We start from the raw sequence: 13,971 nt of genomic DNA, 5'->3' as shown, positions 1-13,971 counted from the left end.
AAAAGGCGTCATGACATCAGAAGCATGGCTATTGGCGGTCTTACCCCTTGTGAATGACAGCCTCGAACTCGCGCCATTCCCGCGCCGTCATGCCCGAATTTTCCTGCGTCACAGTTTCACCGGCAATCATGCGTCGCAGGCTATCTACCATCTGCGCCGAAAGGTTGACCGCACCCAAACGGTAATCTTCGAACGCTCTATACGCGAAGGGAACCCAGTCGGCGACGATCTTGCACATCATGTCAGCATAGACGCGGATTTCGTACTGGGCGTGCGGGTCGGCCCGCAGCCGCAGGAAATGGAACAGGTTGTGCAGGTCCACCTTCCAATACCACTGCGTGTAGATATTCGCAGGCAGGTTCATACGCGCAAGTTCACGCGCCAGCCCCTGCTGACCATCCTGGTCGATCATGGCTTCGTAATTGTCATAACACCGCGCACTGTCGGCCTTGAGCATTTCTAAAACACGAGCCGCCTCTTCGCCTTGCAGGGCGTCGCCGCGGCCCTGATTGTTCACTTCGGACTGCGCGGCCACGTGGTCCGGTGCGGGGATATAAAACTCGCGGTCCAGAATCGAATAGCGGGCCGAGTATTCGTTCACATTGGCGGTCCGGTGACGAATCCACTGACGGGCCACAAAGACGGGCAGCTTAACGTGCAGCTTGATTTCGCACATCTCGAACGGGGTCGAGTGCCAGTGCCGCATCAGATAGCGGATCAGCCCCTCGTCATTCTGCACCGACTTGGTGCCTTTGCCGTAAGATACACGTGCCGCCTGACAAATTGCTGCGTCATCCCCCATGTAGTCAATAACGCGCACAAAGCCGTGGTCCAGCACCTGATGCGCGGTATAGAGGTGGTCTTCCATCCCCTCAGCCACAACGCGGCGTGTTGGATGCGATTGCGCCCGTTGCGCTTCGATCTCGGCCAGTTGGTCAGAGGACAGTGGCATGAAATTTCCTTTCCAGCAATGAGTCGCTCACCACTATATATCGGCAATTCCCAGACCGGAACCGCGACATGTGCACCAAGCGTCGCAAATTCCAAATTGTGTCCACCCTGCCCCTCGACACGCTTGGCCCGCGCGCTAAGCTGCAGCCCATCACCTGAATAGAAAGGAAGCCACAATGGGGCTGACATATCTTCACACCATGGTCCGCGTGAAGGATCTGGAGAAGTCGATGGCGTTCTATGAACTGCTGGGCCTGAAGGAAACCCGCCGTTACGACAGCGAAGCGGGCCGGTTTTCGCTGATCTTCATGGCCCCTCCGGGACAAGAGGATCGACCGATCGAGCTGACGCATAACTGGGATGGGGATGACACCCTGCCCAGCGACAGCCGTCATTTCGGACATCTCGCTTATGGGGTCGACAACATCTATGAGGTTTGCCAGCACCTGCAGGACAACGGAGTCGTGATCAATCGCCCACCGCGAGACGGGCGTATGGCGTTTGTGCGCTCACCCGACAATATCTCCGTCGAGCTGCTGCAAAATGGTGACGCGCTGGAACCGGCCGAGCCCTGGGCCAGCATGGAAAGTGCCGGTCACTGGTGATCCGCTGGCTGATAGCATTGGGTCTGGCCGTTTTGGCCAGCCCCGTTCGGGCCGAGACCTGTCGCCTTGCGCTGGCGCTCGCCATGGATATCTCGACCTCGGTGGATGAGAATGAAGACGTTTTGCAACGGCAGGGCTTGGCCGCTGCATTAATCGCGCCAGAAGTGGTAGAGGCGTTTTTTTCCTCGCCCGCACCGGTGGCGCTGGCCGTGTATGAGTGGAGTGGTCGCACCACACAACGCGTTGTACTGAACTGGACCATGATCAACACCGAAGCCGACCTGCTGGTCGCAGCCTCAACAGTGCAACAATCTGTTCGCTCGGATAGCGGCTCGGCCACCGCAATGGGCTATGCCTTGGCATTTGGCGCGACTTTGATGCAGCAAGCGCCACCCTGCCTTTTTAACACCATCGATTTGTCCGGGGATGGTTCAAACAATGACGGCTATGGGCCGGATTCGGCATACCGGCACTTTCCTTTTCAAAACGTCGTGGTCAACGGGTTGGTAATCAACGCTGCGGACTTTGAAGGAGAGCTGTTCCTTATCCCGTTCTTCGAGAACAACGTTCTGCACGGCCCCGGTGCGTTTCTGGAAATCGCGCAAGGGTTCGAAGATTTTGAGCGCGCGATGCGTCGCAAGCTGGAACGAGAATTGAAAGGGTTGCAGATCGGTGCGTTGAAGGAGGGTGCACATCAATGATCCGCCTCCTGGCCGCGATACTTGTCATGTTCGCCAGCGCCGCTGCGTCGGAATGCAGGCAAGCACTGGCGTTGGGGCTGGACGTGTCCGGTTCGGTCGACAGCACCGAGTATAGGATGCAAACCGGCGGTCTAGCTGCGGCCTTGCAACGCCCTGAAGTTGTTCAACTGATCCTGTCCGACATCGGCGCGCCTGTGCAATTGGCAATCTACGAATGGAGCGAGACCCGCCATCAACGCATATTGGTAAACTGGACTGAGATCCGCACGGCACAAGATCTTGCACGGATCAGCGACCAATTGAAGACCGTCACACGGGGTAACGCACCACAGGGCACGGCTGTTGGGTCGGCAATGCGGTTCGGAGCCAATCTACTGTCGCAGCAACCGAATTGCTGGAAACGCACATTGGATCTGTCAGGGGACGGCAAGCACAATCTGGGCCCTCATCCACGCAGCGTGAAAGCCGAACTGGAAAACACCGGTATCACGATCAACGGGCTCGTGATCGGAGCAGACGATCCCAGTCATGGCGACAAACGCTATGTCCAGGTCGGTGAGCTTTCCGCCTATTACAACACATGGGTTATTCTGGGGCCCGGAGCCTTCGTCGAAGTCGCTTTGGGCTTTGAGGCCTATGAGGATGCGATGACCCGAAAACTGATACGCGAGCTGGAGGGGCTCACCCTGTCCGACGCCACAGATTCCCTGCGCCCCTGATCAATAGATGTAACGGATTTGGTCCGTCCAATACCGCTCGACCCGTCGCAGGGATGTGGTGATGTCGTCGATGCCTTCCAGCCCCAACACGCCGCGATTTTGCAACCCCTCAGCGTGGCGCAAAAACAGCTCGGATACGACATCGCGTATTTCACGACCGCGCGGGGTCAATCGAACCCTTACGGATCGGCGGTCGATCTCGCATCTTTGATGGTGCATGTACCCCATTTCGACCAGTTTCTTCAGGTTATAGCTGACATTGCTGCCCTGATAATACCCGCGGCTTTTCAGTTCACCTGCGGTGACTTCATGGTCGCCGATATTGAACAAAAGCAAGGCCTGCACGGCGTTGATCTCCAATACGCCGACACGCTCAAACTCATCCTTGATGACGTCCAATAGCAACCGGTGCAGCCGTTCCACCAAGGCGAGTGCCTCAAGATAGCTGGTCATGAACCCTTTGGTTCCCGGCGCGGAGACCTGCATTTCCATACTCATCCGATCCTCCGATTCAGTCGCGCTGTTTCAGGCAGGATGAATGGAAATCCCGAAAAATCGGTTAAGCCGGGTTTTCTTTTATTTTTGAAAGGTCTGCGCGATGTCCGATATCAATTCGGAATAGGTTTCGGGCGGCTGCACCTGCCCTGTGACCCACTGATAAAGATCCTGGTCGTTTTCGTGCAGCAACGCATCATAATTATCCATATCCGACGGCTCCATGGCCGTCAGATTTCGGTCAGCATAGGCCGACAGGATCAGATCCATTTCCTTGATCCCACGCCGCATGGATCGCATCTTCAGCCGCTTTATTCGAACGTCCCGTGGTTCGTTCACCGACCCTGCTCCAGCATCAGACGCACCCTTTTCTCCAGCTTCGCGGCCCGCTCGGCGCTGGCGCGCATTTCACCGCGAATGGAACGCAGCTCAGCCACGACATCCGCAAGCTCGGGTGCGCCCTCTTCCGCTTCGACGGGGGCATCCATGCCTTCGCCTTCACCGGTCAGCAACCACATGATCGACACGTTTACCATGCCTGCCATCATGGAAAGACGGTTCGCGCGCGGCTCGGACAGATCGTTTTCCCAAGCTGCAATTGTCGTCTTTTTCACGCCAAGCCTGCGGGCCATCTGGGCCTGGGTCATACCAGCCGCTTCGCGTGCCCCTGCCAGCCTGTCCCCGAATGTCGCAGAGTCCGGTCCGTACCAGTCATTCTCGTCGTTCATCGGGCTCTCCAATTCCATAATTCATATCGCTTGATCGTCATTCGAGCGCACCCTATGACAGTCAAGCTGAACATACAAATCGAGGCCGACCATGAGTTTCCTTTCTGCGACACTGTCACGCGTGAAGCCATCGCCCACCATTGCGATAACCGCTAAAGCGGCCGAATTGAAAGCTGCCGGGCGCGATGTCATCGGCCTAAGCGCGGGCGAGCCCGATTTCGACACTCCGCAGAACATCAAGGACGCAGCAGTAGCGGCCATCGCGGCCGGTAAGACCAAATACACTGCGCCTGACGGCATCCCGGAATTAAAGCAAGCCGCCTGCGCCAAGATGAAGCGTGACCACGGCCTGGATTACACGCCTGCCCAGATTTCGGTTGGCACCGGCGGCAAGCAAACTTTGTACAATGCCCTGATGGCCACGATGAACGAGGGCGATGAGGTTGTGATCCCTGCACCCTATTGGGTTAGCTATCCCGACATGGTGCTTTTGGCCGGAGGCACTCCGGTAATCGCGGAAACTTCGATCCAGACAAACTTTAAACTGACTGCAGATCAGCTTGAGGCTGCGATCACGCCGAAAACCAAATGGCTTATCTTCAACTCACCGTCGAACCCCACTGGTGCAGGCTATAGCCGTGAAGAGCTGAAAGAACTAACCGACGTCCTGATGCGCCATCCGCATGTTTGGGTCATGTCCGACGACATGTATGAACATCTGGCGTATGACGGGTTCGAATTTTGCACCCCGGCAGAAGTCGAGCCCCGCCTTTATGACCGGACGCTGACCTGTAACGGTGTCTCCAAGGCCTACGCCATGACCGGTTGGCGCATTGGTTACGCGGCAGGACCGGTCGAGGTCATCGCCGCCATGCGCAAGATCCAATCGCAATCGACCTCGAACCCCTGCTCGGTCAGCCAATGGGCGGCGGTTGAAGCACTGAACGGCACTCAGTCCTTCCTGGCCCCCAACAACGAAACGTTCAAACGCCGCCGTGATCTGGTTGTTCACATGTTGAATGAAATCGACGGCATCAGCTGCCCGACGCCCGAGGGGGCGTTCTACGTCTATCCATCCATTGCCGGGCTAATTGGCAAAACCACCCCCGCAGGCACTGTGATCGACTCGGATGAGGCTTTTGCGACCGCCTTGCTGGAAGAGGTGGACGTGGCCGTCGTGTTCGGTGCGGCCTTTGGCCTGTCGCCGAACTTTCGGGTCAGCTATGCGACCTCGGACGAGGCGCTGACCGAAGCCTGCACCCGCATCCAGCGCTTTTGCGCATCATTGACTTGAGTAAGCGCAAATGACGTCGGAACTGCCCGAATATTATTTCCGCGTTCGCGAAAATGGTGCGGCGGTTTTCAGGATCGACACTGAAAACCGCCAGCGCCGGATCGAGATGGATCAGATCGCGGTCATCAACATCCGCAATGGCGAGGTGAAACCTCAGGGCCAACGCACGTTGTCCGACACCGACAAGGCCGAGATTGCCCGTTGGATGGAGGCGCGCAAAGCGTTGCTGGCCCAGCGCGACATCGACGACATTCATCGGGCTGTCGATTATCTGAACCTCACCACGCAATGGGCGCAATCCAAGGCGACACCAGAGCAGCTTGAGGACGTAACCGACCGGTTGCTGCTGGCCATGCATGACCTACGTTCTGTCCTGGTGCGAAAAAAGGCAGACCGCTTCGGCAAAGACTGACCCGCCGAATCTTACTCGGCGGGCACACCGACCTCGCGGACCGAGCGCATCCAGAACCGCGCCATCAGCATAACCGCTGCGCAGGCCAGGCCCAGAACAAGGCCGAGCCAGACTCCGATTCCGTCCATGCCCAATACGAAGCCAAAGTAGTACGAGGACGTGATCCCCACGCCCCAATAACTGAGCGCGGCCATGACCATCGGGACCTTTGCGTCCTGCAAGCCGCGCAGCAGACCCAACGCAATGACCTGTGCGCCATCCACCAACTGAAACAAGGCAGCCATGGCCAGCAGGCCTGTACCGATCATCAGAATTTCCGGACGCTGCGGGTCATCCGGTTCCATGAACAGGGAAATCAAAGGCTCGGCATAGGCTAGGAACAGGATGACAGTCAGGACCGAGATCACCAAAGACATCCCCGTCACCGCAATCGCGCCGCGTTCCAGATGTGGCCTATCTTTCCGGCCCAACGCGTTCCCGGCCCGGATCGTCGCAGCGTTTGACAGCCCCAGATGCACCATGAACGTCGCGGATGCCAAATTAAGTGCAATGCCATGTGCCGCCAGCGGAACTTGACCCAGCCAGCCCATCATGATCGCTGACATTGCGAACAGGCTGACCTCGGACAGGGTCGTCAGGCCAATCGGCACGCCAAGGCGGAGAACGCTAAGAAACATCTCCCAATCTGGACGCCAGAACCTTTGGAACAGGCTATGTTCGGGCAGAACGCGCATGGCGTAAATCACCACGCAAACCAGCGACACGATCTGCGTAACGACCGACGCGATTGCGGCGCCCATCACACCCAGCTCAGGGGCTCCCCAATTGCCGAAGATCAAGGCATAGTTGGTAAACGCGTTAACCACCGCCGCCGCCACGGTGATCCACAAAACGATCTGAGTCCGCTCTAACGCGGCCAGATAGGATTTCAGCACCATGACCAAAAGCGCCGGAATTAGGCCCCACCCAGCAACCCTGAGGTACTGGGACGCAGTTTCAGCGACTTGCGGGTCCTGCTTCAAGGCAAGAAAAATTGGGTAAGACCACCACAGCATTGGCATCATGACGGCCGCGTAGATAAGCGACAACCACAACCCCATGCGCGTTGTACGGCGAATGCTTGTTTCGTCTTCTTCAGCCGCAGCCGTCGCCACCATTGGCATGACGGCCAAACCGAATCCGGCCCCAAACAGGAACAGCACAAAGAAATAGCTGCTGGCCAAGGTCACGGCGGCCAGCGCCTCGACACCGTACCAACCCAGCATGACCGTATCCGTCAGCCCAATAGCAAATTGGGCCAGGTGCCCGCCGATCAGCGGCAGGCCCAGCACAGAAATGGCCCGGAAGTGGCCACCATATGTCATCACCTTACTCATCCGAACAGCCTTATGCCCGGCCCGAGGCCGGGACAAGAGGCGAACGACGAAATTTCACCTTGAGACTACACCCGCAGGTTCAAATGTTACCTGAGAGGACTCCTGTCACACGGTTTCAGGATGCAGTGAATTGCCCAGAATATGTTCCGAATGCTGAATCACGTGATGCGCCTGGCCGACGATCAAAGGATCGGGGCTGTCGACGATTTCATGGTTCTTGTCCGGATAGTCCAGCGTAGACAGGAAGTGGCGCATGCAGTTCAGGCGCGCGCGCTTTTTGTCGTTCGATTTCACGATGGTCCACGGGGCGTCGGCGGTATCGGTATAGAAGAACATCGCCTCCTTGGCCTCGGTATAATCGTCCCATTTATCAAGGCTGGCCTTGTCGATCGGCGACAGCTTCCACTGTTTCAATGGATCGGTTTCGCGGCTTTTGAACCGGCGTTGCTGTTCGGGTTGCGTGACCGAGAACCAGTATTTGTAAAGTTGGATGCCCGAGCGCACCAGCATCCGCTCCAGCTCGGGCGTTTGACGCATGAACTCGAGATATTCGTTGGGTGAGCAAAATCCCATCACCCGTTCAACCCCGGCGCGATTGTACCAGGACCGGTCGTAGAAAACCATTTCACCCACAGTGGGCAATTCCTGAACATAGCGCTGATAGTACCACTGCCCCTTCTCTTCCCAGGTGGGCTTGTTCAGGGCAACGACACGCGCTTGGCGTGGGTTCAGGTGCTCCATAAAGCGTTTGATCGTTCCACCTTTGCCTGCGGCATCCCTGCCCTCGAACAGCAGGACAAACCGCTGGCCGGTTTCCTGTGCCCAATGTTGTACTTTTAGCAATTCTGCCTGCAGTTGCGCCTTCTCCGCCTCATAAGCTTTGCGCGCCATCTTGCGATCATAAGGATATTTGCCGCTTTCAAAGGCCTGACGAATTTTCTCGGGGCTTGGCTCGGTCGGTGAGGTTTTGGCTATCGCCGACAGGTTGGCAGGGTCTTGCACATTATCGATCTGCGTCACTACTTCCATCCAGGTTCTCCTTGTCTCACTGTCCGGGAAAACGCCTAGCAGTCGGGTGAAAAACACGCTTTGATTGGTGTCAAACTTTTACATCTTTCTGGGCGTGTGCTTCAGGTACAACACAGGGCTTCGGCTATGAAAAACAAGTTCATTGATCTTAACGGTCAGAGGTTCCTTCTGCGCAGCTGGGGGGCCCCCAACCTTCCGCCTTTATTGATGCTTCACGGGTTTCCCGAATATAGCGGCGCGTGGCAGGACCTGGCCCCGCATCTGTCTTCCCACTTCTATTGCATCGCCCCCGATCAACGCGGTTACGGGCAAAGCTGGGCGCCAGAGGGCGTCGGCCATTATGCCCTGTCGCGACTGGTCTCGGACATGGTGACGCTGATCGAGGGGCTCGCCCGTCCGGTTTGTGTTCTTGGCCACGATTGGGGAGCGTCTGTGGCCTATGGTTTGGCCATGTTCCGCCCGGATCTAGTGGACCGGTTGATCATCGCCAACGGCGTGCACCCAGTGCCCTTCCAACGGGCCATGGCCGCAGGAGGGGCGCAATCCGAGGCTTCGCAATACATCAATGCACTGCGCGCACCAGACGCGGCAGAGCGTTTGTCGGCGGACAATTTTGCCAAGCTTGAACAGTTTTTTCGTTTCGGGATGGGAACAGACTGGCTGACAGACCAGCAAATGCAGGTCTATCGTACAGAATGGGCCCGGCCCGGGCGGCTGGAGACTATGCTGAACTGGTACCGCGCGTCACCGCTGGTGGTTGCGAAACCCGGCGCACCACGCACGGATCTGCCAAAGCTGCCAAAGGACCGGTTGATGGTTCGCTGCCCCCACCTGTTGCTGTGGGGGCGTGAAGACAAGGCGTTGCTGCCAGAGTCGACTGAGCGGCTGGAAGACTACGCGCCCGACCTGACGCGCATCGACATTCCGAACGCTGATCACTGGCTGCATCACCAACAGCCCGAAGCTGTGGCACAGGCAATCATGGGCTGGATGGCGCGCTAAATCCGGTTACCTGTGCCCCCAATCCGCCGGGTCATCCGAGTTGTTGGGTGACAGGCCCAATATGTCACCATCTGTGGAACACCCCAGCCCCAAAACGGTCCGGTTCGCATAAGAGAAATACGCGCAGACCTGATTGATTTCGAGGATCTCGCCATCGTCCCATCCGGCCGTGCGCAGGGCTTCCACGTCTTGCTGTTTCAACTCCGACGGGGCCTCGGTCAGTTTGCGCGCGTAGCGCATGGCCTCGATCTGGGCCGCATCCAAAGGGGCCTCCTCTGGCGTGCCAGCCTCAATCGCCGCGCGAATTGCCTGGCTACGCTCCGGATCGCCCAACAAACGCTGCAGACCGCTGTAGTGGTGCTCAACACAATAGCTGCATTTGTTCAGCGCGCTGACCCACACGCCCAACACCTCAAGAAACCACTTCGGGATCGTGTTGGCGGAATGGTGAAGCACGTTCTTGTACATGGCCATGTGACCTTCCATCGAATGTGGCCGCAAGGAATGCACCATCATGATGTTGTCAACATTGTTGCCGGGGCCAGTAACACGGTCATATAGTTTCCTGAGTTTTCCTGTTGCTTCATCAAAAGGGATGGTTCTGATCCAACTCATCTCTTTGCCTCCCGTATCCATTTGCTTTTGCAGCCAAACCTAAACAGAATGCAGAAACAATGCGAGGCCTTGACGGGCACGTTTTCCTGGAACATTTCACGTGACTGCAATGAGAACGCTCTGGGCATTGTCCACCGCCAACTGATAAAGAACTGGCGACACCCCGTTTCACAATATTGATTTTCCAGCGATGCGCCTTCCTCTGTTCTTGTTTGTCCTGTCAATCTGCGGCCTGTTCGCGGCACTGTCCCGCCCTGCTTTTTCTGATTGGGCAATGGTCGCAGGGCTTTGCACCGTTGCAAGCGCGATATTGCTGCTTGGAAAATGGTTGCGCAGATCGAAAGCGCCGGAGAACTGGGCCGTGGTTGATGGATCAAATATTTTGCACTGGCGAGAGGGCATTCCGGACATTGCCACCGTACGAGAAGTTGTCGACGCTTTAACCGCCTCCGGCCTGACGCCCGGCGTCGTGTTCGATGCAAATGTCGGCTACAAAATCTCAGATCGCTACATGAAGGACAAAACTCTTGCCTCACTGCTTGGGTTGCCCGTTGACCGCGTTATGGTCGCCCCCAAGGGAACGCCAGCCGACCCACTTGTTCTACAGGTCGCTCGTGACCTAGGGGCTACCATTGTCACAAACGACCGTTTTCGCGATTGGGTTGACGATTATCCGGATGTGCTACAGGCCAAAGAGCTTGTGCAGGGTGGCTATCGGAATGGCGCTATCTGGCTGGCGTTGTGACCGTGGGTCCAGCCCGGTCAAACATGTAGCGTTTCAACTTCAGATCCCAATCGGGGCGCATCATAGCCGACAAACCGCACACAACACTTCGCGCGCCCCTTCCCCCGGACCACATCCCCTGCCATAATGGGACCAAACCCAAAAACAAGAGCAGCACCCATGCCCGACGATCTGTTGACGCCAGAAGCGACCAATACCTATGACGCCTCCTCGATCGAGGTGCTTGAAGGTCTGGAACCGGTCCGCAAACGCCCCGGCATGTATATTGGCGGCACGGACGAACGCGCGCTGCACCATATGGTCGCCGAAATCCTCGACAACTCGATGGACGAAGCGGTTGCGGGCCACGCCAATCGGATCGAGGTTGAGCTGCACGCCGATTACGCCCTGACAGTGCGCGATAACGGGCGCGGTATTCCGATCGATCCGCACCCCAAGTTTCCAGACAAATCGGCGCTTGAGGTGATCCTCTGCACCCTACACGCGGGTGGTAAGTTCTCGGGCAAGGCCTATCAGACCTCGGGCGGTCTGCACGGTGTGGGTGCATCGGTTGTTAATGCGTTGTCAGATTCCATGGTTGTACAAGTGGCGCGGGATAAGCAACTTTATGAACAACGCTTTTCGCGTGGTGTTCCGCTGGGTCCTGTCGAAAAGGTTGGCGCAGCCCCAAATCGGCGCGGCACCACCGTGACCTTCCACGCGGACGAAGAGATCTTCGGCCACCACAAGTTCAAACCGGCGCGGTTGTTCAAATCCATCCGCTCCAAGGCTTACCTGTTCTCGGGCGTCGAAATTCGCTGGAAATCCCATATCGACGACGGCGAAACGCCAACCGAGGCCAGCTTCCACTTTCCCGGCGGGCTGTCGGACTACCTGAAGGAAACGATGAACGGCTCGTCCACCTATGCCGAACAACCTTTTGCCGGCACTGTCGACTTTCGGGAAAAATTCGGCGCCGCCGGCAAGGTCGAATGGGCGATCAACTGGACGCCCTCGCGCGACGGGTTCATCCAGTCCTACTGTAACACCGTCCCCACCCCTGAAGGCGGCACCCATGTGGCAGGTTTCTGGGCTGCAGTCCTTAAGGGCATCAAGGCGTACGGAGAGCTGATCAACAACAAGAAGGCCGCGCAGATCACCCGCGACGACCTGATCACCGGTGGCTGTGCGCTGGTGTCCTGCTTTATCAGTGAACCGGAATTCGTCGGCCAGACCAAAGACCGCCTTGCCACGGTCGAGGCGCAGCGGCTGGTAGAGAATTCGGTCCGCGACCATTTCGATAACTGGCTGGCCGCGGACACGAAATCCGCCGGTGCTATTCTCGATTTCCTCATTCTGAGGTCCGAAGAACGTCTGCGCCGACGCGCCGAGAAAGAAACACAACGTAAGTCCGCCACTAAAAAACTTCGTCTTCCCGGCAAGTTGGTGGACTGTTCTAGTTCAACACGCGAGGGAACAGAATTATTCATCGTCGAAGGAGATTCTGCGGGCGGTTCTGCAAAAATGGGTCGAAATCGCAAAACGCAGGCCCTGCTGCCCCTGCGTGGCAAGATCCTGAACGTGCTGGGCGCGGCCAGTTCCAAGCTGGGCACCAATGCCGAGATCAACGATCTGACGCAAGCGCTTGGTGTCGGTCTTGGCACCAAGTTCAACGTCGACGATCTGCGCTATGACAAGATCATCATCATGACCGACGCGGATGTGGACGGGGCGCATATCGCGGCGCTGTTGATGACGTTCTTCTTCACTCAGATGCGCCCGATGATCGACACGGGCCACCTGTACCTGGCCTGCCCGCCCCTATATCGCCTGACCCAAGGCGCAAAACGCGTCTACTGTTTGGACGAGGCCGAGCGGGATGAGTGGCTTGAGAAAGGTCTGGGCGGCAAGGGCAAGATCGACGTCTCACGCTTCAAGGGTCTGGGTGAGATGGACGCCAAAGACCTGAAAGAAACCACGATGGACCCCGCATCCCGGAAATTGATCCGGGTCACCATCGACGAGGACGAACCCGGCGAAACCGGCGACCTGGTCGAGCGCCTGATGGGCAAAAAACCCGAGCTGCGGTTCCAGTACATTCAGGAAAACGCGCGGTTTGTGGAGGAGTTGGATGTTTGAGTTAAAACTCCAGACTTGTTTTTGGACTTATTAATGTCGGTAAAGATTTCGCTATTCGCGGTTTTTGCTTCATTATTGATGACCTTACCCAATGCTCATGCTGAAACGTCAGTTGAGCATTCTTCGCTGAAAACCCAACGTATTACTTACGACAAGGTACACTTCCACGGCATTCCGAGCATTTCTGATGATGGCAAGTTGGCGTTTGAGTTTTCTGACAAACGTCCCGGTCCCAAGACCGCGTCATTTCGTTTCTGGGGTATCGAGATCACTCAACCTGAAGAAGTGCGTTTGCTGTTGGAGAATCGCGCGCTGAGTTGTTGGCAAGTTTATGAAATCGACGGAATTGGCTATGTAGACTGCACAGCATCTCCATCTCGCGGGACGGAGCAATTGCTCAGGGCCTCTGCACCGAGCTGGCTGGATCTATTTACATGGTTCCCAGAATTGGGGCTGGCCAGAAAGCACTGTAATCTACCTAGGGATCTTCAAGTACTAACAAGCGACCCCGTAAGAATCTATTTCTGTGACGCAAGAATTGGCCAGAAAGTCGATTCAACCCAGGACCAAGTCATCCCCATAAGAGCGTTGCCCGGTCCACCTACTGCTCCGTTGTAAATAGGCGTTCACCTCAACAGGAAAACTCGCGCCCGCGCCGAGGGCGAGTGCAGATAACTCCCGCCGATTCAGGCGAGAGGGGTGCGTGCTCGATGCCTTGGATTAAGCATTGGGTGGACAGCGCGGAGCGTCTCCGCAAATCGCCCACAAACACACCCCTTGCCTAACCCGTTGATCCCGTTCACACTTGCGCGCAATTGTCATCAAAGAACAAATTCTGAGGATCCGAGCGTCCAAGACCCAATTTGAACGAACATATATTTCGAACGGGAGGACAATATGAAAGCACTAACCCTCGGGCTGGCTTTTGCCTTGCTGGCCAGTCAGGCAAGCGCGCAGCAGTCGCTGATCGGCGCATCGCCTATTCCGGTCGGGGCAGAGTTACGGTTCTGCTATTACAACGGCCTCGCTTATTCGGTGGACGCCTATGTTGTGATCTCTGGCAACAACACCGTGACCGAAACGTCCAGTGCGCGCGAAGAACACCTTCTGCGTTGTATCAAAGGCGGCGACGGTGCCATGAAGTGGAAACCAGAGAGCGGTATTCAGGTCAATCGCTGAAC

Annotated in this window: 17 protein-coding genes; 10 read left to right on the top strand and 7 right to left on the bottom strand. The window is 56.9% G+C overall.

From position 1 onward, the window contains the following. Positions 1–40: 40 nt before the first annotated feature. Positions 41–952, bottom strand: a complete 912-nt coding sequence (gene thyX, locus AC2FIS_RS19190) for an FAD-dependent thymidylate synthase (RefSeq protein WP_496774956.1) — start codon at positions 950–952, stop codon at positions 41–43. A gap of 175 nt (positions 953–1,127) precedes the next feature. Here thyX and AC2FIS_RS19185 point away from each other — a divergent pair, with 175 nt between their 5' ends. From AC2FIS_RS19185 to AC2FIS_RS19175, 3 genes are read left to right on the top strand one after another with little or no spacing between them, the layout of a single operon-like run. After that, positions 1,128–1,556: a VOC family protein gene (locus AC2FIS_RS19185; RefSeq protein WP_496723645.1), complete on the top strand. Its 429-nt coding sequence runs from the start codon at positions 1,128–1,130 to the stop codon at positions 1,554–1,556. Then, complete coding sequence (locus AC2FIS_RS19180; protein WP_496774955.1) at positions 1,553–2,257, top strand: DUF1194 domain-containing protein; 705 nt, start codon at positions 1,553–1,555, stop codon at positions 2,255–2,257. Before AC2FIS_RS19185 ends, AC2FIS_RS19180 begins: the two co-directional genes overlap by 4 nt. Beyond that, complete coding sequence (locus tag AC2FIS_RS19175; protein WP_496774954.1) at positions 2,254–2,976, top strand: DUF1194 domain-containing protein; 723 nt, start codon at positions 2,254–2,256, stop codon at positions 2,974–2,976. Before AC2FIS_RS19180 ends, AC2FIS_RS19175 begins: the two co-directional genes overlap by 4 nt. On the opposite strand, the gene AC2FIS_RS19170 is transcribed toward AC2FIS_RS19175, so the two are convergent. The 3 genes from AC2FIS_RS19170 to AC2FIS_RS19160 form a co-directional block, all read right to left on the bottom strand. Further along, positions 2,977–3,474 carry a MarR family winged helix-turn-helix transcriptional regulator gene (locus tag AC2FIS_RS19170; protein WP_186437453.1) on the bottom strand — a complete coding sequence of 166 codons (498 nt, stop codon included), beginning with the start codon at positions 3,472–3,474 and terminating at the stop codon, positions 2,977–2,979. 78 nt (positions 3,475–3,552) lie between these two features. Beyond that, positions 3,553–3,771, bottom strand: a complete 219-nt coding sequence (locus AC2FIS_RS19165) for a succinate dehydrogenase assembly factor 2 (RefSeq protein WP_432653422.1) — start codon at positions 3,769–3,771, stop codon at positions 3,553–3,555. 35 nt (positions 3,772–3,806) lie between these two features. After that, positions 3,807–4,199 carry a helix-turn-helix domain-containing protein gene (locus AC2FIS_RS19160; protein ID WP_058274142.1) on the bottom strand — a complete coding sequence of 131 codons (393 nt, stop codon included), beginning with the start codon at positions 4,197–4,199 and terminating at the stop codon, positions 3,807–3,809. Positions 4,200–4,290: 91 nt separating this feature from the next. On the opposite strand from AC2FIS_RS19160, the gene AC2FIS_RS19155 reads away from it, so the two are divergent. Beyond that, positions 4,291–5,493 (top strand): pyridoxal phosphate-dependent aminotransferase, encoded by a 1,203-nt coding sequence (locus tag AC2FIS_RS19155; RefSeq protein WP_282153693.1) that lies wholly within the window; start codon positions 4,291–4,293, stop codon positions 5,491–5,493. A gap of 10 nt (positions 5,494–5,503) precedes the next feature. Further along, entirely contained in the window at positions 5,504–5,905 is a 402-nt protein-coding gene (locus tag AC2FIS_RS19150; RefSeq protein WP_496774953.1) for a hypothetical protein, read from the top strand. An 11-nt stretch (positions 5,906–5,916) separates the two neighbouring features. On the opposite strand, the gene AC2FIS_RS19145 is transcribed toward AC2FIS_RS19150, so the two are convergent. Further along, on the bottom strand, positions 5,917–7,281 hold the full coding sequence (locus AC2FIS_RS19145; protein ID WP_496774952.1) for an MATE family efflux transporter: 1,365 nt from the start codon (positions 7,279–7,281) through the stop codon (positions 5,917–5,919). A 105-nt stretch (positions 7,282–7,386) separates the two neighbouring features. Then, positions 7,387–8,310 carry a polyphosphate kinase 2 gene (gene ppk2 / locus AC2FIS_RS19140; RefSeq protein ID WP_496774951.1) on the bottom strand — a complete coding sequence of 308 codons (924 nt, stop codon included), beginning with the start codon at positions 8,308–8,310 and terminating at the stop codon, positions 7,387–7,389. Between the two features lie 126 nt (positions 8,311–8,436). Between ppk2 and AC2FIS_RS19135 the strand changes: the two genes are divergently transcribed. Next, complete coding sequence (locus AC2FIS_RS19135) at positions 8,437–9,312, top strand: alpha/beta fold hydrolase (protein WP_496774950.1); 876 nt, start codon at positions 8,437–8,439, stop codon at positions 9,310–9,312. A gap of 6 nt (positions 9,313–9,318) precedes the next feature. Here AC2FIS_RS19135 and AC2FIS_RS19130 read toward each other — a convergent pair whose 3' ends face one another. Further along, the gene (locus tag AC2FIS_RS19130; protein WP_496774949.1) at positions 9,319–9,927 is read right to left on the bottom strand and encodes a carboxymuconolactone decarboxylase family protein; all 609 of its coding nucleotides are present in this window, start codon (positions 9,925–9,927) and stop codon (positions 9,319–9,321) included. A gap of 190 nt (positions 9,928–10,117) precedes the next feature. On the opposite strand from AC2FIS_RS19130, the gene AC2FIS_RS19125 reads away from it, so the two are divergent. The 4 genes from AC2FIS_RS19125 to AC2FIS_RS19110 all read left to right on the top strand — a co-directional run bounded on the left by AC2FIS_RS19125 (position 10,118) and on the right by AC2FIS_RS19110 (position 13,969). Further along, complete coding sequence (locus tag AC2FIS_RS19125; protein WP_496774948.1) at positions 10,118–10,672, top strand: NYN domain-containing protein; 555 nt, start codon at positions 10,118–10,120, stop codon at positions 10,670–10,672. Positions 10,673–10,831: 159 nt separating this feature from the next. Continuing rightward, positions 10,832–12,790, top strand: a complete 1,959-nt coding sequence (gene parE, locus AC2FIS_RS19120; RefSeq protein ID WP_496774947.1) for a DNA topoisomerase IV subunit B — start codon at positions 10,832–10,834, stop codon at positions 12,788–12,790. A 33-nt stretch (positions 12,791–12,823) separates the two neighbouring features. Then, entirely contained in the window at positions 12,824–13,408 is a 585-nt protein-coding gene (locus AC2FIS_RS19115) for a hypothetical protein (RefSeq protein WP_496774946.1), read from the top strand. 279 nt (positions 13,409–13,687) lie between these two features. Beyond that, on the top strand, positions 13,688–13,969 hold the full coding sequence (locus tag AC2FIS_RS19110) for a hypothetical protein (protein WP_496774945.1): 282 nt from the start codon (positions 13,688–13,690) through the stop codon (positions 13,967–13,969). Positions 13,970–13,971 lie beyond the last annotated feature (2 nt).

The sequence above is a fragment of the Ruegeria sp. CDSB113 genome (genome assembly GCF_059611045.1).
The sequence above is the reverse complement of the archived record's forward strand: the minus strand, read 5'-3'. Positions and strand labels throughout refer to the sequence as shown.